Origin of the sequence: Chromobacterium sp. IRSSSOUMB001 (genome assembly GCF_023507765.1) — a bacterium.
In the GTDB taxonomy this organism is placed as follows: Bacteria; Pseudomonadota; Gammaproteobacteria; order Burkholderiales; family Chromobacteriaceae; genus Chromobacterium; species Chromobacterium haemolyticum.
Map to the genome: position 1 here is coordinate 240963 of NZ_JALCYU010000006.1, position 21809 is coordinate 262771.

Sequence of the window (21809 nt, forward strand, 5' to 3'; positions counted from 1 at the left end):
CGGTATCCTGCGTCCTCTATCTAGCAAACGACAGCCGTAATATGAGCGCTCAAAGATTTTCCACATTCCTGGCGGTGCTGGCCCTGTGTCTCATCGCCATCCTGCCTTTCGCCTCGCGCATCCACTATGTGCCGCTGCCGCAGTGGTTTGGCGAAATCAATGTGGTCTGGCTGCTGCTGGCGGCGGCTGTCTTCTTGTTGCCGAGCGGATCATTGTTCCGCTACATGCCGCGCAGCGCCTGGTGGTGTCTGGGCATGGGCCTGCTTTGGGCTGGGCAGCCATTCTGGGTGGATGCGCTGTTCCCCGGGATGAATTACGCCACCGCCTTGGCCTGGTTGGCCGCGGCCTTGCTCGCGGCGGTTGCCGTGTCTTTGCGCGAGGAGATGGGGGAGCGGCCGTTTGCGGTTTGGCTGGCCTGGGGCTTGATCGTTGGCGGTTTGGTGCAGGCGGTGATAGGCGTGGCTCAATTGACCGGCTACGCCGCGGAGCTGGGCTTGTTCTACGATGGCTCTCACCCCACCAGCAATATCTTTGGTCATATCGGCCAACGCAATCAATACGCGCATTATTTGATGTGGTCGGTGGTGGCCGGGGTGTATTTGTATGCAGCCGGACGGCTGCCGCGCTGGGGCCTGGCCATTCTCGTGCTCGGCCTGGCTTTGATGCTGGGGTGGGCGGGCTCGCGCACCATTCTGTTGTATCTGGTGGCCTTGTCCGGGCTGGCTGCGCTCTGGCATTGGCGCATCGGCAGCGCGGAGTCGCGCCGGATGCTGTGGGCGATGTGGCTGTCCTGCCTGGTGGTGTTGGCGATGCAGTTCGCCCTGCCTTGGTTCAATCAGCTGATTTCCCTGCTGACGCACGAAAACCTGCAAAACACTTCCGGCCTGGCCCGCTTGGCGGCCAATGGCGACGATATGGGATCGCGGCGTTTCGCCGAAATGCACAAGGCTTGGCTGAGTTTCCTGTCGCATCCGCTGAGGGGGGTGGGCTGGTCGCAGTTCGCCGCGGAGAGCGTGCGTTTGCAGCCGCTGCCGCAGTTCGCCGCATCCGGTTTCAACAGCGGTTTGTTCACCAACTCCCATAATCTGATCCTGCAATTGCTGGCCGAGATGGGCGGCGTGGTCACTTTGCTGGTCGTCGGCGGTTTTGCCTGGGTGCTGTGGCCGTTCTTCGGTCGTCGCGCCACGCTGGAAGGGGTGCTGGCCCTGGGCTGCCTGGCGGTGACGCTGACGCACAGCATGCTGGAGTATCCGCTGTGGTATTACTACTTCCTGGCGATGCTGGTGATCTTCGCCGCGATGGCGCCGCGCGGCGATCGGCAGCTGGCTTGGCCGCTGCGTCTGCCGCTGTTCGCGGCGCTGGTTTGGGTAGGCTGGCTGTCGATCAGCAGCCTGTCGATGTTCTGGGAACTGGTGGGCCTGTACACGCCGACCAATGACGCCAAACGCGATGAGGTTAGGATGGAGCGTCTGATCGAGATCGCGGACACCAAGCCGCTGTTCGCCTACCATGCGCTTTACACCGTGGACGACTACTTGAAAGTAGGGCCGGAGCAACTTGAGCGCAAGCTGACGCTGGAGAGCCGACTGACCGCGTTCCGTCCTTATCCGGAAGTGATGCTGAAGCGCGCGCAGTTGGAAATCTTGGCGGGGAGGCAGGTTCAGGCGGAGCAGACCTTGCGGACGACGCTGGCATCGTTCCCCACTTACGCCGGCATGTTTCTGGGTACGCTGGACGATGACAGGGCAGAATGGGAACCCCTGCGCGCAGTGGCCCGCGAGGCCTACGCCAAGCTGCCGGCCAAGTACCAGACCATGTTGGAGTAAGCGCTTTCTCGTGCTCGGGACACAAAAAAACCACAGGCTGAGGCCTGTGGTTTTTTATTGAGCGGAAGACGCTTAGCCTTCTATCACCACGCCTTGGCTGAGGGCGGTCTTCATTTTGCCCAAAGCCTTGGCTTCGATCTGGCGGATGCGCTCGGCGGACACGCCGAATTCGGCGGCCAGCTCGTGCAGCGTGGAGCCGCTGTCGTCGGCCAGCCAGCGCGCTTCAACGATACGGCGGCTGCGCGGGTCCAGCGTGGCCAACGCTTGCTGCAGGCCTTCGGTCTGCAGATGGTCGAACGCGCGGCGCTCAAGCTCGCGGGTCGGCTCATTGTGGTGGTCCGCCAGCCAGTCGATCGGCGCGTAGCCGTCGTCGTTATTGTCGTCAGCCAGCAAGGCGACGTCTTGGCCGCTCATGCGGGTTTCCATTTCGCGGACTTCTTCCGGCTTGACGCCTAGATCGGCTGCGATTTGGCGGGCCTCGTTTTCCGACAGCGCGGAGAAACTGCTCTTCATGCTGCGCAAATTAAAGAACAACTTGCGCTGAGGCTTGGTGGTGGCAATGCGCACCAAGCGCCAGTTGCGTAGGATGAATTCGTGAATCTCGGCCTTGATCCAGTGCACGGCAAAAGAGAACAGGCGCACGCCGCGATCGGGTTCGAAGCGCTTGACGGCCTTCATCAGGCCAATATTGCCTTCTTGAATCAAGTCGGCTTGCGGCAAACCGTAACCGGAGTAGCCGCGGGAAATTGATACCACCACGCGCAGGTGCGAGAGCACCAGCTGGCGCGCGGCTTCCAGGTCGTTTTGCTCCTGAAAGCGCGTTGCAAGCTCGTTTTCCTGCTCAGGCGTCAGCATGGGCACGCTGTTAACAGCTTGGATGTATTGCTCCAGGCTGCCGCTGGTGGACGGGACGGGCAAAGCAAATGTTGTGGTCATCTGTATAACTACCTCCTTGGGTAGTGGTATGTTAGCACTCGTATATGGAGAGTGCTAGCAATGAAAGGTTCCTGCGTCAATGATTTTTCCTATCGGCTCGATAGTAACGCAGCCGATGCGCTGACGCTGTCTGCTCTGATTAACAGTTGTTGCGCCGCTTACATGCGCTGGCAAGCGGCCGCGTTTCATTTGGGTTCTATCTTGCGTAGATGATGATCGGAGGCGAGGCGGGCGCCCAGCATCGCCAGTAGGGCGGAGACGGCGACGGCGACGGCCAGTTCGACCGGGCTCAGATTGCGCAGCTCCACCCGTTCGCCGTACAACTGGGCGAATTCGCGAATAGCCGGGTTGGCGACCGAGGTCAACCAGCCTGTCAGCGCCCAAGCGGCCAAGCCAGCCAGGATGCCTTGCCACATCGCGTGGTACATGAAAGGGCGGCGGATGAAACTGTCCGGCGCGCCTATCAATTTAGAGACCTCGATTTCGTCCTGCCGCGCCAGGATCTGCATGCGGATTGCGTTATTGGTCACCAGCACCAGCGCCAGTCCCAAGGCGATGCCCATGAACCAGGTCAGATGCTTGCCCATTTCCACCATGCCGTACAGGCGCTTTGCCCAGTCTGCGTCGAACTGCGCTTGTTCCACCATGGGCAGGCCGGACAGTTCCTTTTGCAGCATCTCCAGTTCGCGGGGCTCCAGCGCCTTAGGCGTGACGACGAAGGCGTCCGGCAGTGGGTTGCTGTCCAGGCCATCGGCCAAACCCGGCAGGCCGTTGCGTTTCTCCATGTCCGCCAGCGCCTTGTTCTTGCTGACGAAGCTGTAGCTCTTGACCTTGGGGTGATGGGTTAAGGTGGAAGTGACCGCGGCGAGATCCGCTTCTTCCGATGATTGCTCCATGAACAAGGTGATTTGCGGCGTGGCGCTCAAGCGGCCCACCCAGTCCTGCACGCTGCTGACGGTCAAATAAAGCGAGAGCGGCAAGGCCAGTGCCAGCGACAGCATCAACAAGGTCAAAAAGCTGCCGAAAGGTTGGCGCAAAATTTTGATCAGCGCTTGTTTGGCGCTTTGCCAGTTCAGATAGAGATAATGTTTCATGCGGCAAATTGTCCTTCCCGCAGGCGAATGATTCGGCGGCCGTAGTCTTCCATCAGGGTTTCATCGTGCGCGGAGATGAGCACCGTGACGCCCACCTGGTGGAAGGATTTGAACAATTCCATGATGTCCAGCGCATAAGCGCGATCCAGATTGGCCGAGGGTTCGTCGGCCAGCAGGATGCTGGGGCGGTGCACCACGGCTCGGGCGATGCACAGGCGCTGTTGTTCGCCGCCTGACAGGCGGATCGGCATGCTCTTTTCCTTGCCGAGCAAACCAACCTTGTCCAGCGCTGCGCGCACGCGCTTGGCGGCGTCGCGGCGGTCAAAGCCGATAATGTCCAAGGGCAGCATCACATTGTCGAACACGCTGCGGTCGAACAGGATCTTGTGGTCCTGGAAGACAAGGCCGATGTGCTGGCGCACATAGGGGATCTGGCTGGAGCGCAGCTTGGACAGGTTCTGGCCGTTGACCACCACGCCGCCCGCAGTGGCGCGCTCTATGCCGGCGATGAGCTTGAGCAAGGTGGATTTGCCGGCGCCGGAATGGCCGGCGAGAAAGACCATCTCACCGGTATCAATGTTGAAAGACAGGTTTTTCAGGGCTTCGTTGCCACCTGGGTAGCGTTTGGTGACCTGGTCGAACTGGATCATTATTCTGTTCCCGCGTTAGCTGGTGACGGCAAGAGTGAGAGCTTGCAATGGCTGATGCGTTCAGTCGAACAGCGCGTCGATGTAGTCCTTGGCTTTGAACGGCCGCAGGTCGTCTATGCTTTCGCCCACGCCGACAAAGCGCAGCGGAACGGGGCGTTGCTTGGCGATGGCCGCGATTACGCCGCCCTTGGCGGTGCCGTCCAGCTTGCTCAAGATTAGCCCGGTCAGGCCGAGGGCGTCGTCAAAAGTCTTGACCTGAGTGATGGCGTTCTGGCCGATATTGGCGTCCAGAACCAGGATGATTTCATGCGGCGCGTCCGGCAAAGCCTTTTGGATTACCCGCTTCACCTTCTTGATCTCTTCCATGAGGTGCAGTTGGGTGGGCAGGCGGCCCGCGGTATCTGCCAGCACGATGTCGATGCCGCGGGCGACCGCGGCTTGAATCGCGTCGTAGCAAACGGCTGCGGAGTCGCCCCCTTGCTGGGCGATCACGGTGACGTTGTTGCGCTCGCCCCAGGCCATCAGCTGTTCGCGCGCGGCGGCGCGGAAGGTGTCGCCGGCAGCCAGCAGCACGCTCTTGCCCTGGCTTTGATAGTACTTGGCCAGCTTGCCTATCGAAGTAGTCTTGCCGGCGCCGTTGACGCCGGCCATCATGATGACGAAGGGTTTCTTGCCGTTAACGTCCAGCGGTTTTTCCAGTGGCGAGATCAAATCGCTGAGCGACCCTTTCAATGCGTCTTTCAGTTCAGAAGCATCCTTCAGCCCTTTCAGCGAAACACGCTCGCGCACGTCGTCGAGCAGGTGCTGCGTGGCGTCCACCCCCATGTCGGCGGTGAGCAGAACGGTTTCCAGTTCCTCGTACAACTCTTCGTCGATCTTGCCGCCGCCAAACAGACCAGCCAGGGATTTCCCCAGCTTGTCGCGGGTTTTTGAGAGGCCGGCTTTCAGCCGTTCTGCCCAGCTCATTTTTTTCAGAGAAACCTGAGGGGGCTCGGGCGGCGTATCGGCGCGCGTCGAGGCTGGGACGGCTTCGGCGGGTGCTGCCGAGGAGTGCTGCGGCTCGGGCGCGCGTGTTTCCGGTTGTTGGATGGCAGGGGCGGCCACTTCGGGCGGGATGATGGTTTGAGCGTCGGCCGCAGGCTCCGTTTGGACTGTTGTCGGGGGCGTGGGCTCGGACTGGGGTTTTCTTTTGAAGAAGCTAAACATGCGTTAAGGCCGGCAGAATTCGGTAAATGGCTAAATTGTATCCTCAAATGGAGATGCGTACCCAATTGTTGCAGCGCAGAGGCGGGTGGGGCTATGGGATCGTTGAAATCTATATATAAGGAATAGATGGTTTTTTGTGGCGCGAGGTGCGACAGATAGCGGCCGGTTTGCGCGACAATGAGGCGCAATGACGCGGATCGGGTTACACTCAGCCCCTTGTTTTTTGAGCTTGGAATTATGAGTCAGTCGCGTAACACGGTCAGAATCATAGGTGGCGAGTATCGTCGCCGGCTATTGCCGTTTCCCGACGCTCAGGGTTTGCGGCCAACGCCGGACCGTGTGCGGGAAACCTTGTTCAATTGGTTGGGCCAGCAACTGTACGGCAAATCCTGTCTGGATCTCTTCGCCGGCAGCGGGGCGCTGGGCTTCGAGGCGGCTTCTCGCGAAGCGCGTCGCGTGGTGATGGTGGAGAAGTCCCGCACGGTGGCCGAGTCCCTAAAGGCCAACCGGCTATTGTTGTCGGCTGCTAGCATCGATGTGGCGCAGTTCGACGCCTTGGCGTATCTGAAGGTCTGTCGGGAGCGTTTTGACGTCGTTTTCGTCGATCCGCCGTTTGACTCCGATTTGCTGGCCCAGGTTTTGCCTATGCTGGCTCAAGTGATGAGCGAGGACGGTCTGGCATATATCGAGAGCCGCCGCTGGCCCGAGGAATTGCCGGGCTGGGAGGTGCTGAAGCGGGCCAAGGCCGGCCAGGTGCATTACGGTTTGTTGCGCCGGGTGGCGGAGCCAGGCTGAGCGGTTTGTTCGCCGCGCTCTCATAAATATATAACGGGGCGAACTTGCGAGCCCGACTGTCGGGTGACAGAATTCATGCTGTGGAATACTTGAGGAATTTACTATGTCTTTGATGATTACCGACGAATGCATCAACTGCGACGTCTGTGAGCCGGAGTGCCCCAATAACGCGATTTCCCAGGGTGAGGAAATCTATCAAATCGACCCCAATCTGTGCACCCAGTGCGTTGGCCACTACGACGAACCGCAATGCCAGCAGGTCTGTCCGGTCGATTGCATCCCCCTGGATCCGTCTCACGAGGAGACGCAGGAGGCGTTGCATCAGAAGTATCTGCGGATTTCTGGGCAGGCGTGAACTGCTAAGCTTTTGAATTTATTGAAAGCGCCCCAGGCTTGCCGGGGCGCTTTGCTTTTGTCCGCAAAATAATTGGAAAAAAATGCAAAAACCGGTTGACGGCCATTGGGGCTATCTATAATATTCGGGTCTCTTTCAGGAGGGATTCCCGAGCGGTCAAAGGGATCAGACTGTAAATCTGACGGCTCAGCCTTCGAAGGTTCGAATCCTTCTCCCTCCACCAGAATTTAGCGTCTTGGCGTGTGCGACGAAAGTTGCTCGAGGTTGTTGTTGCAGGCGGGTGTAGCTCAATGGTAGAGCAGAAGCCTTCCAAGCTTACGACGAGGGTTCGATTCCCTTCACCCGCTCCAAGCGTGTAGCCTGTTTGAAGGGCCCATGTAGCTCAGGGGTAGAGCACTCCCTTGGTAAGGGAGAGGTCGGCAGTTCAATTCTGCCCATGGGCACCACCATTTACTTTGTGTTGTTTCGTATCCAGGAAATTTTGCCATGGCTAAGGAAAAGTTCGAGCGGACTAAACCGCACGTAAACGTCGGCACCATCGGTCACGTGGACCATGGTAAAACCACTCTGACCGCTGCTATCACCACTATTCTGTCGAAGAAGTTCGGTGGCGAAGCCAAAGACTACTCCCAGATCGACAGCGCGCCGGAAGAGAAGGCTCGCGGTATTACCATTAATACCGCTCACGTAGAATACGAAACCGAGTCCCGTCACTACGCTCACGTAGACTGCCCGGGTCACGCCGACTACGTTAAGAACATGATTACCGGTGCTGCCCAGATGGACGGCGCTATCCTGGTGTGCTCGGCCGCTGACGGTCCGATGCCGCAAACCCGCGAACACATCCTGCTGTCCCGTCAGGTTGGCGTTCCGTACATCATCGTGTTCCTGAACAAGGCCGACCTGGTGGACGACGCTGAGCTGCTGGAACTGGTTGAAATGGAAGTTCGCGATCTGCTGTCTTCCTACGACTTCCCGGGCGACGACACCCCGGTGGTGATCGGCTCCGCTCGTCTGGCGCTGGAAGGCGACCAGTCCGAATACGGCGAGCCGGCTATCTTCAAGCTGGCGGCTGCTCTGGATTCCTACATTCCGACTCCGGAACGTGCCATCGACAAGCCGTTCCTGCTGCCGATCGAGGACGTGTTCTCGATCTCCGGCCGCGGCACCGTGGTAACCGGTCGCGTAGAGCGCGGCATTGTTAAAGTCGGCGAAGAACTGGAAATCGTGGGCCTGAAGGCAACCGCGAAGACCACTTGCACCGGCGTGGAAATGTTCCGCAAGCTGCTGGACCAAGGTCAGGCCGGCGACAACGTTGGCGTGCTGCTGCGCGGCACCAAGCGTGAAGACGTTGAGCGTGGCCAGGTGTTGGCTAAGCCGGGTACCATCACCCCGCACACCAAGTTCGGCGCTTCCGTGTACGTGCTGAGCAAAGACGAAGGTGGCCGTCACACCCCGTTCTTCGCGAACTACCGTCCGCAGTTCTACTTCCGCACCACCGACGTAACGGGCGCAGTAACCCTGTCGGAAGGCGTTGAAATGGTAATGCCGGGCGATAACGTGGAAATCACCGTTGAGCTGATCGCTCCGATCGCCATGGAAGAAGGTCTGCGTTTCGCCATCCGCGAAGGCGGCCGTACCGTCGGCGCCGGCGTTGTTGCCAAGATCATCGCTTAATTAAAGTTTAAAGGCCAGTAGCTCAATTGGTAGAGTATCGGTCTCCAAAACCGAGGGTTGGGGGTTCGAGACCCTCCTGGCCTGCCAATTAAGACCAGCCGGCGCTTGTGCGCCGGTTGGTCTTTTGTCGCATACGCGCATTGAGAAGATATCGACATGGAAATGCAAGATAAAATCAAGCTGGCGCTGGCCGGTTTGCTGGTGGCGGCTGGTATCGTCGGCTTTTACATGATTCCGGCGGATCAGGGTATTTTGCGCGCGCTTTCGTTTGTGGCTGGTGTGGTTCTGGCGGTTGGCGCGATCTGGTTGTCGCAGCCGGGGAAGAGTTTTGTCTCTTACGCCAATGAGTCTCTGGTTGAGGCGCGCAAAGTGGTGTGGCCGACTCGCAAAGAGGCGATGCAGATGACCGGCATGGTGTTTGTTTTCGTGCTGGTGCTGGCCTTGTTCATGTGGTTGGTGGACTCCAGTCTGTCTTGGTTGTTTTATGATGTGATTCTTGGTCGAGGTAAATAATGGCAATGCGCTGGTATGTGGTTCACGCTTACTCGGGCTTTGAAAAGAGCGTGCAAAAGGCGCTGCGCGAGCGCATTGAGCGTTCTGACGTCGCCGATCAGTTTGGCCAGATTCTGGTGCCGGTAGAGGAAGTTGTTGACGTGAAGAACGGTCGACGCTCCATTACCGAGCGCAAGTTTTTCCCGGGTTATGTGTTGGTTGAGATGGAAATGACCGACGATACCTGGCACCTGGTTAAGAGCACTCCGAAGGTGACCGGCTTTGTTGGCGGTACCGCCAATCGCCCCGCGCCGATTTCCAAGAAGGAAGTCGAGGCCATCATGCAGCAGATGCAAGAGGGTGTGGAGAAGCCGAAGCCGAAAGTTCTGTTTGAGGTGGGTGAGAAGGTGCGCGTCATCGACGGCCCGTTCAATGACTTCAATGGTTCCGTCGATGAGGTGAACTACGAGCGCAACAAGCTGCGAGTGTCGGTGCAGATTTTTGGTCGCGACACCCCTGTTGAGCTCGAATTCAGTCAGGTTGAAAAGTTGTAAGCCTGCCTCTTGGCAAGTGTTTTTTAGGCGTGTATACTGTTGCGCTTTCGTCGGGGAGCGAGTTGACGCTCGCGTTATACCCAAACTAGGAGTTTAATCGTGGCAAAGAAAATTGTCGGCTATATCAAGCTGCAAGTGCCCGCTGGTAAAGCCAATCCGTCGCCGCCGATCGGCCCGGCTCTGGGTCAGCGTGGTTTGAACATCATGGAATTCTGCAAGGCGTTCAACGCCGCGACTCAAGGCGTTGAGCCGGGTCTGCCGATTCCTGTGGTGATTACCGCATTCGCGGACAAGTCTTTCACCTTCATCATGAAGACCCCGCCGGCCACCATCCTTCTGAAGAAGGCTGCTGGCATCAAGTCCGGCTCCGCTAAGGCGCATGTGGACAAGGTGGGTAAAGTGACTCGCGCTCAGCTGGAAGAAATCGCCAAGACCAAGCAGCCGGACCTGACCGCTGCCGATCTTGACGCTGCTGTTCGCACCATCGCCGGCTCCGCCCGTTCGATGGGTCTGGAAGTGGAGGGCGTGTAATGGCTAAGGTTTCCAAGCGCTTGCAGGCTCTGAAGGCTAGCGTTGATCGCAATAAGCTGTACGCAATCGACGAAGCGATTTCCCTGGTGAAAGCCGCCGCCACCGCCAAGTTCGACGAGTCTATCGACATCGCCGTAAACCTGGGCGTGGACCCGCGCAAATCCGACCAAGTGGTTCGTGGCTCCGTGGTTCTGCCGCGCGGCACCGGCAAGTCGGTACGTGTAGCCGTGTTCGCCCAAGGCGCGAACGCTGAAGCCGCTAAAGCCGCTGGCGCCGAAGTCGTTGGTTTCGACGACCTGGCCGAGCAGGTTAAAGCCGGCAACCTGGACTTCGACATCGTGATCGCCTCCCCGGACGCCATGCGCGTTGTGGGTCAGCTGGGTCAGATCCTGGGCCCGCGCGGCCTGATGCCGAACCCGAAGGTTGGCACCGTGACCCCGAACGTAGCCGAGGCCGTGAAAAACGCCAAAGCCGGTCAGGTTCAATACCGTACCGACAAGGCCGGTATCGTTCACGCCACCATCGGTCGCGCTTCCTTCGAAGCCGAAGCTCTGCGTGAAAACTTCTCCGCTCTGGTTGATGCCTTGGTGAAAGCCAAGCCGGCAGCTTCCAAGGGCGTGTATCTGAAAAAGATCGCCGTATCCAGCACCATGGGTGTCGGCGCTCGTGTAGATACCAACTCGATCAGCGCTTAATCGCTGTTTGAGTTTGGCGGGACGGTTCGCCGTCTCGCCAAGGCTTTGGGCTGGCAAGCTTGCTTGTCAGGTTGTCAAAGACCGTAGGCGCCGCAAGGCTTAATCGCAGATTTGCTTGTATGGAAGTCCGCAACCTACGCAGATGGTGTACCCGAAACAGGCTTCTGAACAAAGTTCAAGCTCATGTAGCTCAGGGGTAGAGCACTCCCTTGGTAAGGGAGAGGTCGGCGGTTCAATTCCGCCCATGAGCACCAGTTCTTTATGATGTCTCCTGATGTAGGTCGCCGCTGCAAAGCGAAGCGAAAATCCTTTCGCTTCATTTCAGTCTAGGAGGTAGACCTTGAGTCTCAATATCGAAGATAAAAAGGCGGTCGTAGCTGAAGTATCTGCCACGCTGGCAGACGCTCAGACCCTCGTTATCGCTGAATATCGGGGCATCGAGGTAAGCAGCATGACCAAACTCCGCGCTCAGGCGCGTGAGAATGGCGTATACCTGCGCGTTCTGAAGAACACGCTGGTGCGCCGTGCTGTGGAAGGCACTCCGTTTGCCGGTCTGGCTGACCAAATGGTCGGCCCGCTGGTTTACGCTGTTTCCGCCGACCCGGTAGCTGCTGCCAAGGTGCTGCATCAATATGCCAAGGCTGACGACAAAATCATCGTCAAGGCAGGTTCCTACGATGGCCAGGTGCTGAACGCCGCTCAGGTTGCTGAGCTTGCGTCCATCCCGAGCCGCGAAGAACTGCTGTCCAAGCTTCTCTACGTTATGCAGGCTCCGGTCGCTGGCTTCGCCCGCGCGCTGGCCGCCCTGTCCGACAAGAAGCAAGCCGAAGCCGCTTAACTTATTTGATTCTTATAGAATTCAGGAGATTTTCACATGGCAATCACCAAAGAAGACATCCTCGAGGCCGTTGCTGGTCTGACCGTGATGGAACTGAACGACCTGGTTAAGGCGTTCGAAGAGAAGTTCGGCGTTTCCGCCGCTGCTGTTGCTGTTGCTGGCCCGGCTGGCGCCGGCGCTGCTGCCGCTGAAGAAAAAACCGAGTTTGACGTTATCCTGACTGGCGCTGGCGACAACAAGGTTGGCGTGATCAAGGTTGTGCGCGCAATCACCGGTCTGGGCCTGAAAGAAGCCAAAGACCTGGTTGACGGCGCTCCGAAAGCCCTGAAAGAAGGCGTGGCGAAGGCTGAAGCCGACGACATCCTGAAACAGCTGACCGAAGCCGGTGCTAAGGCTGAAATCAAATAATCTTCTTTGAAAAAAGAGGGTGAGGCTGGCGGAGTAATCCGCCAGCCTTATTGCGCTTGTAGTTGGCCGAAACGAAGAAGGTAAAAGCCAGCAATTATTGAGCGTGGCTGCTGACTTTTGGTTTCTTGCTTGCGCCACCCCACCTCGATGGAGACTCTATGAGTTATTCGTTTACTGAGAAGAAGCGTATTCGTAAAAGTTTTGCGAAGCGTGCCAGTGTTCTCGATGTCCCATTCCTGTTGGCGACCCAGATTGATTCCTACACCGAATTTCTCCAGTTGGGTGTGCCGCTTGACCAGCGTAGGGATGTGGGCCTTCAGGCTGCGTTCAAATCGATCTATCCGATCATCAGCCACAATGGCTACGCGCGTTTGGATTTCGCTCATTACATCTTGGGCGAGCCGCCGTTCGACGTGCAGGAGTGCCAGCTGCGCGGCATCACTTACGCCGCTCCGCTGCGCGCGCGCATCCGCCTGACCATTTTCGATAAAGAGTCTTCCAAGCCTGTAGTGAAGGAAGTGCGCGAGAACGAAGTGTACATGGGCGAGATTCCGCTGATGACGACCAATGGTTCGTTCATCATCAACGGTACCGAGCGCGTCATCGTTTCTCAGTTGCACCGTTCCCCGGGCGTTTTCTTCGAGCACGACCGCGGCAAGACTCATTCCTCCGGCAAGCTGCTGTTCTCCGCCCGCGTGATTCCTTACCGCGGTTCCTGGCTGGACTTCGAGTTTGATCCGAAAGACCTGCTGTACTTCCGTATTGACCGTCGTCGCAAGATGCCGGTGACCATTTTGCTGAAGGCGCTGGGTTACACCAACGAAGAAATCCTGTCCGAGTTCTACAGCTTCGACACCTTCTATCTGACCAAAGGCGGCGTGTTCATGCGCGTGGTGCCGGATCGTCTGAAGGGTGAAGTGGCCAAGTTCGACATCGTTGCCGCCGATGGCAAGCTGATCGTGGCCAAGGACAAGCGCATCACCGCCAAGCACATCCGCGACATCCAGACTGCTGAGCTGGATCGCATCGAAGTGCCTGCCGACGCGTTGCTGGGCAAGGTGCTGGCGCACAATGTCGCCAATACCGATACCGGTGAACTGATTGCGCGTGCCAACGACGAGATCACCGAGGAAGTGCTGGCCAAGCTGGCGCTGGCGGACATCCAGCAGGTGGAAGTGCTGTTCACCAATGACCTGGACCAGGGCTCCTATATTTCGCAGACCCTGCGCGCAGACGATATTCAGGACCAGCTGCAAGCTCGCGTGGCAATCTACCGCATGATGCGCCCGGGCGAACCGCCGACTGAAGACGCGGTGGAAGCGTTGTTCCAGCGCCTGTTCTTCAGCGAAGAAACCTACGACCTGTCGCGCGTGGGCCGCATGAAGTTCAGCTCGCGCACTTATCAGTACAAGTTCGACGACAAGACTCCGGAGTGGTTCAAGGTTCTGATCGGTGAGAAGTTCGCCGGCCGTCGCGATGTGATGGAAGGCACGCTGTCGACTGAAGACATCGTTTCCGTGATCGCCATCCTGACCGAGCTGCGCAATGGCCGCGGCGAAGTGGACGACATCGATCACTTGGGCAACCGTCGCGTGCGTTCGGTAGGCGAATTGGCCGAGAACCAGTTCCGTGCCGGTCTGGTGCGCGTCGAACGCGCGGTCAAGGAGCGTCTGAACCAGGCGGAATCCGACAACCTGATGCCGCATGACCTGATCAATGCCAAGCCGGTATCCGCCGCGATCAAGGAATTCTTTGGTTCCTCGCAGCTGTCCCAGTTCATGGATCAGACCAACCCGCTGTCCGAGATCACCCACAAGCGCCGCGTATCGGCCCTGGGCCCGGGCGGTTTGACCCGCGAACGCGCCGGCTTCGAAGTGCGAGACGTGCATCCGACCCACTATGGCCGTGTATGCCCGATCGAAACGCCGGAAGGCCCGAACATTGGTCTGATCAACTCGCTGTCCGTCTTTGCGCGCACCAACGAGTTCGGCTTCCTGGAAACGCCGTACCGCAAAGTGGTGGACAGCAAGGTCACCAACGAGATCGATTACCTGTCTGCGATCGAAGAAGGCCGCTACGTGATTGCTCAGGCCAACGCCGAGCTGAGCGAAGAGGGCAAGCTGATCGACGAGCTGGTGACCTGCCGCGAAAAGGGTGAAACCATTCTGGCGACCCCGGACCGCGTACAGTACATGGACGTGGCCACTGGCCAGGTGGTGTCCGTTGCCGCTTCGCTGATTCCGTTCCTGGAGCACGATGACGCCAACCGCGCATTGATGGGCGCCAACATGCAACGCCAGGCCGTGCCTTGCCTGCGTCCGGAAAAAGCTTTGGTGGGCACCGGTATCGAGCGTTCGGTGGCGGTAGACTCCGGCACCACCGTCGTGGCGCGCCGCGGCGGCGTGGTCGACTATGTCGATGCCGGCCGTGTGGTGATTCGCGTCAATGACGAGGAGGCGACCGCGGGCGAGGTGGGTGTGGATATCTACAACCTGACCAAGTTCACTCGTTCCAACCAGAACACCAACATCAACCAGCGTCCGATCGTGAAAGTGGGCGACCGCATCGCGCGCGGCGACGTGGTTGCCGACGGCGCCTCCACCGACCTGGGCGAGCTGGCGTTGGGTCAGAACATGACCATCGCCTTCATGCCGTGGAACGGTTACAACTACGAGGACTCGATCCTGATCTCGGAGAAGCTGGTCGCCGAAGACCGCTACACCTCGATCCACATCGAAGAACTGTCCGTGGTTGCCCGCGACACCAAGCTGGGGCCTGAGGAAATCACCCGCGACATCCCGAACCTGTCCGAGCGCATGGCTGGCCGTCTGGATGAAGCCGGCATTGTGTACATCGGCGCCGAGGTTGAGGCGGGCGACGTGCTGGTAGGCAAGGTGACGCCTAAGGGCGAAACCCAATTGACTCCGGAAGAGAAGCTGCTGCGCGCGATCTTCGGCGAGAAGGCCTCCGACGTGAAGGACACCTCGCTGCGCGTGCCGACCGGCACCGTGGGCACAGTGATCGACGTGCAGGTATTCACCCGCGAAGGCATCGAGCGCGACAAGCGCGCTCAGTCCATCATCGATTCGGAGCTGAAGCGTTATCGCCTGGACCTGAACGACCAGCTGCGTATTTTCGACAACGACGCCTTCAGCCGTATTGAGCGTTTGATCGTGGGCAAGGTCGCCAACGGCGGTCCGAAGCGCCTGATGAAGGGCACTGTGATCGATCAGGAATACCTGGCCGACCTGCCGTCCAAGCATGATTGGTTTGACATCCGCATGTCGGATGAAGACATCGCCAAGCAGCTGGAACTGATCAAGGAAAGCCTGGCGCAGAAGCGCGAAGAATTCGATCTCAAGTTCGAAGACAAAAAGCGCAAGCTGACCCAGGGCGATGAACTGCCGCCGGGCGTGCAAAAGATGGTCAAGGTGTATCTGGCCGTTAAGCGCCGCCTGCAGGCGGGCGACAAGATGGCCGGCCGCCACGGTAACAAGGGTGTGGTGTCGCGCATTCTGCCGATCGAAGACATGCCGTACATGGGCGACGGTCGTCCAGTCGACATCGTGCTGAACCCGCTGGGCGTACCGTCGCGTATGAACATCGGTCAGATCCTGGAAGTGCATCTGGGCTGGGCCGCCAAGGGTATTGGCGAGCGCATTGACCGCATGGTCAAGGAGCAGCAGTCCGCCGCCGAGATCCGTGGTTACCTGGAGCGCATCTACAACGAAGCCGGCAAGGCCGAAGACATCGCTTCGCTGAGCGAGGACGAGGTCCTGTCCCTGGCGGACAACCTGCGCAAGGGCATGCCGTTCGCCACGCCGGTGTTCGACGGAGCCAAGGAGACCGAGATCAAGCACATGCTGGATCTGGCCTATCCGGAAGACGACCCGCTGACCGAGAAAATGGGCTTTAATGAGTCCAAGACTCAGATGACCTTGTACGATGGCCGCTCCGGCGAAGCTTTCGACCGCAAGGTCACCGTGGGCGTGATGCACTACCTGAAGCTGCATCACCTTGTCGACGACAAGATGCACGCGCGTTCCACCGGCCCGTACTCGCTGGTGACCCAGCAGCCGCTGGGCGGTAAGGCCCAGTTCGGCGGCCAGCGTTTCGGTGAGATGGAGGTCTGGGCGCTGGAAGCTTACGGCGCCGCCTACACTCTGCAGGAAATGCTGACCGTGAAGTCGGACGATGTGACTGGTCGTACCAAGGTGTACGAGAACATCGTGAAAGGCGAGCACAAGATCGATGCCGGCATGCCGGAATCCTTCAACGTGCTGGTGAAGGAAATCCGTTCGCTCGGCCTCGACATGGACCTGGAACGTTATTGATTGGGTTGAATGGGCGCGGCAAACCGCCGCGCCTGTCCCCTGACTGGAGACGCAATGAAAGCTCTGCTCGACCTCTTTAAGCAAGTTACGCAAGAAGAAGAGTTTGATGCGATTAAGATCGGCATCGCCTCGCCTGACAAGATCCGTTCCTGGTCTTATGGTGAAGTAAAAAAGCCTGAAACCATCAACTATCGTACCTTCAAACCGGAACGCGACGGCCTGTTCTGCGCGCGCATCTTCGGCCCGGTGAAGGACTATGAATGCTTGTGCGGCAAGTACAAGCGCCTGAAGCATCGCGGCGTGATCTGCGAGAAGTGCGGCGTGGAAGTCACCTTGTCCAAGGTGCGTCGCGAGCGCATGGGCCACATCGAGCTGGCCAGCCCGACCGCGCACATCTGGTTCCTGAAGTCGCTGCCGTCGCGTCTGGGCATGGTGCTGGACATGACGCTGCGCGACATCGAGCGCGTGCTGTACTTTGAAGCGTTCGTGGTGACCGATCCGGGCATGACCCCGCTGCAATATCGTCAGTTGCTGACCGAAGAGGACTTCCTGGACAAGGAAGACCAGTACGGTGAAGAGTTCGTCGCCATGATGGGCGCCGAAGCGGTCAAGGAATTGCTGAAGAAGCTGAACCTGGACAGCGAGATCGAGACTCTGCGCGCCGAGCTCAAGGCCACCAGCTCCGACACCAAGATCAAGAAGATCTCCAAGCGCCTGAAAGTGCTGGAGGCCTTCCAGCGTTCCGGCATGAAGCCGGAGTGGATGATCCTGGAAGTGCTGCCGGTGCTGCCGCCGGAACTGCGTCCGCTGGTGCCGTTGGACGGCGGTCGCTTCGCGACTTCCGATCTGAACGATCTGTACCGCCGCGTGATCAACCGGAACAACCGCCTGAAGCGCCTGCTGGAACTGCGCGCGCCGGACATCATCGTGCGCAACGAGAAGCGCATGCTGCAGGAATCGGTTGACTCGCTGCTGGACAACGGCCGTCGCGGCAAGGCGATGACCGGCGCCAACAAGCGTCCGCTGAAATCGCTGGCCGACATGATCAAGGGCAAGGGCGGTCGTTTCCGTCAGAACTTGCTGGGTAAGCGCGTGGACTACTCCGGTCGTTCCGTGATTACCGTGGGTCCGACCCTGCGTCTGCATCAGTGCGGCCTGCCTAAGAAGATGGCGCTGGAACTGTTCAAGCCCTTCATCTTCCACAAGTTGGAAGTGATGGGTCTGGCATCCACCATCAAGGCGGCCAAGAAGCTGGTAGAGCAGGAAGTGCCGGAAGTCTGGGACATCCTGGAAGACGTGATCCGCGAACATCCGGTTCTGCTGAACCGTGCGCCTACGCTGCACCGTTTGGGCATTCAGGCGTTCGAGCCGGTGCTGATCGAAGGCAAGGCCATCCAGCTGCATCCGCTGGTCTGCGCGGCGTTCAACGCCGACTTCGACGGTGACCAGATGGCTGTTCACGTGCCGCTGTCGCTGGAAGCGCAGATGGAAGCCCGCACTCTGATGCTGGCTACCAACAACGTGCTCTCCCCAGCCAACGGCGATCCGATCATCGTGCCGTCGCAGGATATCGTGTTGGGTCTGTACTACATGACCCGCGACAAGGTGAACGGCAAGGGCGAAGGCATGGTGTTTGCGGACACCAAGGAAGTGCATCGCGCCTACGAAACCCGTCAGGTTGAGCTGGCGACGCGCATCACCGTGCGTCTGCGCGAGTGGGAAAAAGACGAGCAGGGCGAATTCCAGCCGGTGATCAAGCGTTACGACACCACCGTGGGCCGCGCTATTCTGTCCGACATCCTGCCGAAAGGGCTGCCGTTCGAGCACATCAACAAGGCGCTGAAGAAGAAGGAAATCTCCAAGCTGATCAACGTATCGTTCCGCCGTTGCGGCATCCGCGATACCGTGATCTTCGCCGACCAGTTGATGTACACCGGTTTTGCCTACTCCACCCGAGGCGGCATCTCCATTTGCGTGGACGATATGCAGATCCCGGCCAAGAAGGTCGATCTGCTCGCCGACGCGCAGAAGGAAGTCAAAGAGATTGAAGAGCAGTATCGTCAAGGTCTGGTGACTCAGGGCGAACGCTACAACAAGGTAGTGGACATCTGGGGCCGCACCGGCGACAAGATCGCCAAGGCGATGATGGACGAACTGTCCAAGCAGAAGGTTCTGGACCGCGAAGGCAAGGAAGTCGATCAAGAGTCCTTCAACTCCATTTACATGATGGCCGACTCGGGCGCGCGGGGTTCCGCAGCCCAGATCAAGCAGCTGGCCGGTATGCGGGGTTTGATGGCCAAGCCGGACGGCTCGATTATCGAAACGCCGATTACCGCGAACTTCCGCGAAGGCCTGACCGTACTGCAGTACTTTATTTCCACTCACGGTGCGCGTAAGGGTCTGGCGGATACCGCCTTGAAGACCGCAAACTCCGGTTACCTGACTCGTCGTCTGGTCGACGTGACCCAGGATCTGGTGGTGATCGAGGACGATTGCGGCACCAGCAACGGCTTCACCATGAAGGCCGTGCTGCAGGGCGGCGATGTGATCGAACCGCTGCGCGACCGCATCCTGGGTCGCGTGGCCGCGATCGATCTGGTGGATCCGTCTACCGGTGAAACCGTGATCGAAGCCGGTTCTTTGCTGGACGAGCATCTGGTGGACGTGGTCGATAGCCTGGGCATCGACGAAGTGAAGGTGCGTACCGCCATCACTTGCGACACCCGCTACGGTCTGTGCGCCAAGTGCTATGGTCGCGACCTGGCGCGCGGCAAGCGCGTCAACGCCGGCGAAGCCATTGGCGTGATCGCCGCCCAGTCCATTGGTGAACCGGGCACCCAGCTGACCATGCGTACCTTCCACATCGGTGGCGCGGCTTCTCGTAACGCCGCCGCTAGCCAGGTAGAGGGCAAGTCCAACGGCACGGTGCGCTTCTCCAGCCAGATGCGCTACGTGGCGAACACTAAGGGCGAACTCATCGTCATCACCCGCTCCGGCGAAGTGGTGATTCACGATGATATGGGCCGCGAGCGCGAGCGTCACAAAGTGCCGTACGGCGCGACGCTGATGGTGACTGATGGTCTGCAGATCAAGGCTGGCGCCGTGCTGGCCACTTGGGATCCGCATACCCGTCCGATCATCACCGAGTACGCTGGCCGCGTGAAGTTCGAGAACGTGGAAGAGGGCAACACCGTTGCCAAGCAGACCGACGAAGTAACGGGTCTGTCGACGCTGGTCGTGATCGATCCGAAGCGCCGCGCCGGTTCGCAGTCCAAGATGCTGCGTCCGTTGGTGAAGCTGCTGGACGACAACGGCAACGAAGTGAAGCTGGCCGGTTCCGAAGCCTCGGTATCGATCACCTTCCAGGTGGGCGCCATTATTACGGTGCGCGACGGTCAGGAAGTGGGCAAGGGCGAAGTGCTGGCCCGCATCCCGCAGGAATCGTCCAAGACCCGCGATATCACCGGTGGTCTGCCGCGCGTGGCCGAGCTGTTTGAAGCGCGTTCGCCGAAAGACGCCGGCATGCTGGCGGAAGTCACCGGTACGATCTCCTTCGGCAAGGACACCAAGGGCAAGCAGCGTCTGATCATCACCGATCTGGAAGGCAACGGTTACGAAAACCTGATCCCGAAAGACAAGCACGTGCTGGTGCACGACGGTCAAGTGGTGAATCGCGGCGAATCCATCGTCGACGGTCCGGTGGACCCGCACGACATCCTGCGCCTGCAGGGCATTGAGGCGCTGGCCCGCTACATCGTCCAAGAGGTGCAGGAGGTCTATCGTCTGCAGGGCGTGAAGATCAACGACAAGCACATCGAGGTGATCATTCGCCAGATGCTGCGTCGCGTGATCATCTCCGACAGCGGCGATACCGACTTCATCCAGGGCGAACAGGTGGAGCGCGCCGACGCGCTGGAAATGAACGACAAGATGCTGGCGGAAGGCAAAGAGCCTGCGCAGTACGAAAACGTGCTGCTGGGTATCACGAAGGCGTCCTTGTCCACCGACTCGTTCATCTCCGCTGCTTCCTTCCAGGAAACCACTCGCGTGCTGACCGAAGCGGCCATCATGGGCAAGAAGGACGACCTGCGCGGCCTGAAGGAAAACGTGATTGTCGGTCGTCTGATCCCGGCGGGTACCGGTCTGGCTTACCACCGCACCCGTCGCGGTTCGACGCAGCACACCTTGGAAGCGGCCGAAGCCCAGTTCTTCGATATCGCTCCGGCGGATGCGCTCGACAGCAACGAATAACGCTTAGTCGTCTTGGCCGGAAAGAGGCGGAATTGCCCGCCTGCGGACGGCCCTGACGCAAAGTGTTGAAAAAACGCTGCCCTATCAACGGTTAAGGTGATAGGGCGGCGTTGTTTTCATTGACGGTGGGACGTTGACTAAAATATAATCCTCCGTCCTTTCTGGCGGCGTGTTGCCGTTGGAGAGCTTCAACTAGGAACTGATAGTAATGCCAACCATTAACCAACTCGTTCGCAAAGGCCGCGTCGCCATCAAGGCGAAGAGCAAGGTGCCTGCGCTGGAAGCCTGCCCGCAGAAGCGTGGCGTGTGCACCCGTGTCTACACCACCACTCCGAAGAAGCCGAACTCGGCTCTGCGTAAAGTGTGCAAGGTTCGTCTGACCAACGGTTTCGAAGTGATTTCCTACATCGGTGGTGAAGGCCACAACCTGCAGGAACACTCCGTAGTGCTGCTCCGCGGCGGTCGTGTAAAAGACTTGCCGGGTGTTCGCTACCACACCGTTCGCGGCTCCCTCGACACCGCAGGTGTTAAAGACCGTAAACAGGCTCGTTCCAAATACGGCGCCAAGCGTCCTAAGTAATTGGGGTGCTCTCAAGGCGGCCTGATCAACACTCAGGGTCGTCTAGTAAGTGACTGCTCCATTGGGTAGTCATGAGCCAAAGCTCAACTGAATAATCTAAGGAAGTAACATGCCACGTCGCAGAGAAGTCCCCAAGCGCGAAATCCTGCCGGATCCGAAGTTCGGTTCCCAGGACCTGTCCAAGTTCATGAACGTAGTCATGATCGATGGCAAGAAATCCGTTGCAGAGCGCATCATTTACGGTGCTTTGGAACAGATCGAAAAGAAATCCGGCAAGAATGCCCTGGAAGTATTCAACACCGCTCTGGCCAACGCCAAGCCGGTTGTTGAAGTAAAAAGCCGCCGTGTAGGCGGTGCCAACTATCAAGTTCCTGTTGAAGTACGTCCGTCGCGTCGTATGGCTCTGGCCATGCGTTGGCTGCGCGACGCTGCGCGCAAGCGCGGCGAAAAGTCCATGGACCTGCGCCTGGCTGGTGAATTGCTCGACGCGGCCGAAGGCCGTGGCGGCGCGATGAAGAAGCGTGACGAAGTGCACCGCATGGCAGAAGCCAACAAAGCCTTCTCGCACTTCCGCTTCTAAGCAGACC

The 21809-nt window shown here is 58.9% G+C and carries 18 protein-coding genes and 5 tRNA genes; 19 read left to right on the forward strand and 4 right to left on the reverse strand.

Going from position 1 to position 21809, the window contains the following annotated elements:
- The first annotated feature begins 41 nt into the window (after nucleotides 1–41).
- Nucleotides 42–1826: an O-antigen ligase family protein gene (locus MOV80_RS10485; protein ID WP_191186270.1), complete on the forward strand. Its 1785-nt coding sequence runs from the start codon at nucleotides 42–44 to the stop codon at nucleotides 1824–1826.
- Between the two features lie 72 nt (nucleotides 1827–1898).
- On the opposite strand, the gene rpoH is transcribed toward MOV80_RS10485, so the two are convergent.
- From rpoH to ftsY, 4 genes are all read right to left on the reverse strand, one after another.
- Nucleotides 1899–2762, reverse strand: a complete 864-nt coding sequence (rpoH, locus tag MOV80_RS10490) for an RNA polymerase sigma factor RpoH (RefSeq protein ID WP_249605093.1) — start codon at nucleotides 2760–2762, stop codon at nucleotides 1899–1901.
- 185 nt (nucleotides 2763–2947) lie between these two features.
- Nucleotides 2948–3856 (reverse strand): permease-like cell division protein FtsX, encoded by a 909-nt coding sequence (gene ftsX, locus MOV80_RS10495; RefSeq protein WP_019102028.1) that lies wholly within the window; start codon nucleotides 3854–3856, stop codon nucleotides 2948–2950.
- A complete protein-coding gene (gene ftsE, locus MOV80_RS10500; RefSeq protein ID WP_043592279.1) occupies nucleotides 3853–4506 on the reverse strand; it encodes a cell division ATP-binding protein FtsE in 654 nt (217 codons plus the stop codon). The genes ftsX and ftsE overlap by 4 nt, the downstream gene beginning before the upstream one ends.
- A gap of 60 nt (nucleotides 4507–4566) precedes the next feature.
- Nucleotides 4567–5712: a signal recognition particle-docking protein FtsY gene (ftsY, locus tag MOV80_RS10505; RefSeq protein WP_081555061.1), complete on the reverse strand. Its 1146-nt coding sequence runs from the start codon at nucleotides 5710–5712 to the stop codon at nucleotides 4567–4569.
- A gap of 237 nt (nucleotides 5713–5949) precedes the next feature.
- Between ftsY and rsmD the strand changes: the two genes are divergently transcribed.
- The 18 genes from rsmD (at nucleotide 5950) to rpsG (ending at nucleotide 21802) form a co-directional block, all read left to right on the forward strand.
- The gene (rsmD, locus tag MOV80_RS10510) at nucleotides 5950–6507 is read left to right on the forward strand and encodes a 16S rRNA (guanine(966)-N(2))-methyltransferase RsmD (RefSeq protein WP_249605094.1); all 558 of its coding nucleotides are present in this window, start codon (nucleotides 5950–5952) and stop codon (nucleotides 6505–6507) included.
- A 103-nt stretch (nucleotides 6508–6610) separates the two neighbouring features.
- Nucleotides 6611–6862, forward strand: coding sequence for a YfhL family 4Fe-4S dicluster ferredoxin (locus MOV80_RS10515; protein ID WP_019100314.1), 252 nt, complete (start codon nucleotides 6611–6613; stop codon nucleotides 6860–6862).
- A gap of 138 nt (nucleotides 6863–7000) precedes the next feature.
- Nucleotides 7001–7085 (forward strand) — tRNA-Tyr (locus tag MOV80_RS10520).
- Nucleotides 7086–7138: 53 nt separating this feature from the next.
- Nucleotides 7139–7212, forward strand: a tRNA-Gly gene (locus MOV80_RS10525).
- 21 nt (nucleotides 7213–7233) lie between these two features.
- Nucleotides 7234–7308: transfer RNA gene (locus MOV80_RS10530), tRNA-Thr, on the forward strand.
- 40 nt (nucleotides 7309–7348) lie between these two features.
- Complete coding sequence (tuf, locus tag MOV80_RS10535; RefSeq protein WP_081555062.1) at nucleotides 7349–8539, forward strand: elongation factor Tu; 1191 nt, start codon at nucleotides 7349–7351, stop codon at nucleotides 8537–8539.
- Nucleotides 8540–8550: 11 nt separating this feature from the next.
- Nucleotides 8551–8626: transfer RNA gene (locus MOV80_RS10540), tRNA-Trp, on the forward strand.
- Between the two features lie 69 nt (nucleotides 8627–8695).
- Nucleotides 8696–9052, forward strand: a complete 357-nt coding sequence (gene secE / locus MOV80_RS10545; protein ID WP_019100014.1) for a preprotein translocase subunit SecE — start codon at nucleotides 8696–8698, stop codon at nucleotides 9050–9052.
- On the forward strand, nucleotides 9052–9585 hold the full coding sequence (nusG, locus tag MOV80_RS10550; protein WP_043594671.1) for a transcription termination/antitermination protein NusG: 534 nt from the start codon (nucleotides 9052–9054) through the stop codon (nucleotides 9583–9585). Before secE ends, nusG begins: the two co-directional genes overlap by 1 nt.
- A 99-nt stretch (nucleotides 9586–9684) precedes the next feature.
- Nucleotides 9685–10116: a 50S ribosomal protein L11 gene (gene rplK / locus MOV80_RS10555; protein ID WP_019100246.1), complete on the forward strand. Its 432-nt coding sequence runs from the start codon at nucleotides 9685–9687 to the stop codon at nucleotides 10114–10116.
- The gene (gene rplA, locus MOV80_RS10560) at nucleotides 10116–10811 is read left to right on the forward strand and encodes a 50S ribosomal protein L1 (RefSeq protein WP_019100247.1); all 696 of its coding nucleotides are present in this window, start codon (nucleotides 10116–10118) and stop codon (nucleotides 10809–10811) included. The genes rplK and rplA overlap by 1 nt, the downstream gene beginning before the upstream one ends.
- 179 nt (nucleotides 10812–10990) lie before the next feature.
- Nucleotides 10991–11065, forward strand: a tRNA-Thr gene (locus tag MOV80_RS10565).
- An 86-nt stretch (nucleotides 11066–11151) separates the two neighbouring features.
- Nucleotides 11152–11649 (forward strand): 50S ribosomal protein L10, encoded by a 498-nt coding sequence (rplJ, locus tag MOV80_RS10570; RefSeq protein ID WP_039755753.1) that lies wholly within the window; start codon nucleotides 11152–11154, stop codon nucleotides 11647–11649.
- Nucleotides 11650–11685: 36 nt separating this feature from the next.
- Nucleotides 11686–12057, forward strand: coding sequence for a 50S ribosomal protein L7/L12 (rplL, locus tag MOV80_RS10575; protein ID WP_019102910.1), 372 nt, complete (start codon nucleotides 11686–11688; stop codon nucleotides 12055–12057).
- Between the two features lie 158 nt (nucleotides 12058–12215).
- The gene (gene rpoB, locus MOV80_RS10580; protein ID WP_118266448.1) at nucleotides 12216–16391 is read left to right on the forward strand and encodes a DNA-directed RNA polymerase subunit beta; all 4176 of its coding nucleotides are present in this window, start codon (nucleotides 12216–12218) and stop codon (nucleotides 16389–16391) included.
- Nucleotides 16392–16445: 54 nt separating this feature from the next.
- Entirely contained in the window at nucleotides 16446–20642 is a 4197-nt protein-coding gene (rpoC, locus tag MOV80_RS10585; RefSeq protein WP_043594667.1) for a DNA-directed RNA polymerase subunit beta', read from the forward strand.
- 208 nt (nucleotides 20643–20850) lie between these two features.
- Nucleotides 20851–21222: a 30S ribosomal protein S12 gene (rpsL, locus tag MOV80_RS10590; RefSeq protein WP_019103491.1), complete on the forward strand. Its 372-nt coding sequence runs from the start codon at nucleotides 20851–20853 to the stop codon at nucleotides 21220–21222.
- Between the two features lie 109 nt (nucleotides 21223–21331).
- On the forward strand, nucleotides 21332–21802 hold the full coding sequence (gene rpsG, locus MOV80_RS10595) for a 30S ribosomal protein S7 (RefSeq protein WP_019103492.1): 471 nt from the start codon (nucleotides 21332–21334) through the stop codon (nucleotides 21800–21802).
- The last annotated feature ends 7 nt before the right edge of the window (nucleotides 21803–21809 follow it).

Coding starts and splice junctions, on each gene's coding strand:
- MOV80_RS10485 (WP_191186270.1), top strand. CDS start 42: ATGAGCGCTCAAAGATTTTCCACATTCCTGGCGGTGCTGGCCCTGTGT.
- rpoH (WP_249605093.1), bottom strand. CDS start 2,762: ATGACCACAACATTTGCTTTGCCCGTCCCGTCCACCAGCGGCAGCCTG.
- ftsX (WP_019102028.1), bottom strand. CDS start 3,856: ATGAAACATTATCTCTATCTGAACTGGCAAAGCGCCAAACAAGCGCTG.
- ftsE (WP_043592279.1), bottom strand. CDS start 4,506: ATGATCCAGTTCGACCAGGTCACCAAACGCTACCCAGGTGGCAACGAA.
- ftsY (WP_081555061.1), bottom strand. CDS start 5,712: ATGTTTAGCTTCTTCAAAAGAAAACCCCAGTCCGAGCCCACGCCCCCG.
- rsmD (WP_249605094.1), top strand. CDS start 5,950: ATGAGTCAGTCGCGTAACACGGTCAGAATCATAGGTGGCGAGTATCGT.
- MOV80_RS10515 (WP_019100314.1), top strand. CDS start 6,611: ATGTCTTTGATGATTACCGACGAATGCATCAACTGCGACGTCTGTGAG.
- tuf (WP_081555062.1), top strand. CDS start 7,349: ATGGCTAAGGAAAAGTTCGAGCGGACTAAACCGCACGTAAACGTCGGC.
- secE (WP_019100014.1), top strand. CDS start 8,696: ATGGAAATGCAAGATAAAATCAAGCTGGCGCTGGCCGGTTTGCTGGTG.
- nusG (WP_043594671.1), top strand. CDS start 9,052: ATGGCAATGCGCTGGTATGTGGTTCACGCTTACTCGGGCTTTGAAAAG.
- rplA (WP_019100247.1), top strand. CDS start 10,116: ATGGCTAAGGTTTCCAAGCGCTTGCAGGCTCTGAAGGCTAGCGTTGAT.
- rplL (WP_019102910.1), top strand. CDS start 11,686: ATGGCAATCACCAAAGAAGACATCCTCGAGGCCGTTGCTGGTCTGACC.
- rpoB (WP_118266448.1), top strand. CDS start 12,216: ATGAGTTATTCGTTTACTGAGAAGAAGCGTATTCGTAAAAGTTTTGCG.
- rpoC (WP_043594667.1), top strand. CDS start 16,446: ATGAAAGCTCTGCTCGACCTCTTTAAGCAAGTTACGCAAGAAGAAGAG.
- rpsL (WP_019103491.1), top strand. CDS start 20,851: ATGCCAACCATTAACCAACTCGTTCGCAAAGGCCGCGTCGCCATCAAG.
- rpsG (WP_019103492.1), top strand. CDS start 21,332: ATGCCACGTCGCAGAGAAGTCCCCAAGCGCGAAATCCTGCCGGATCCG.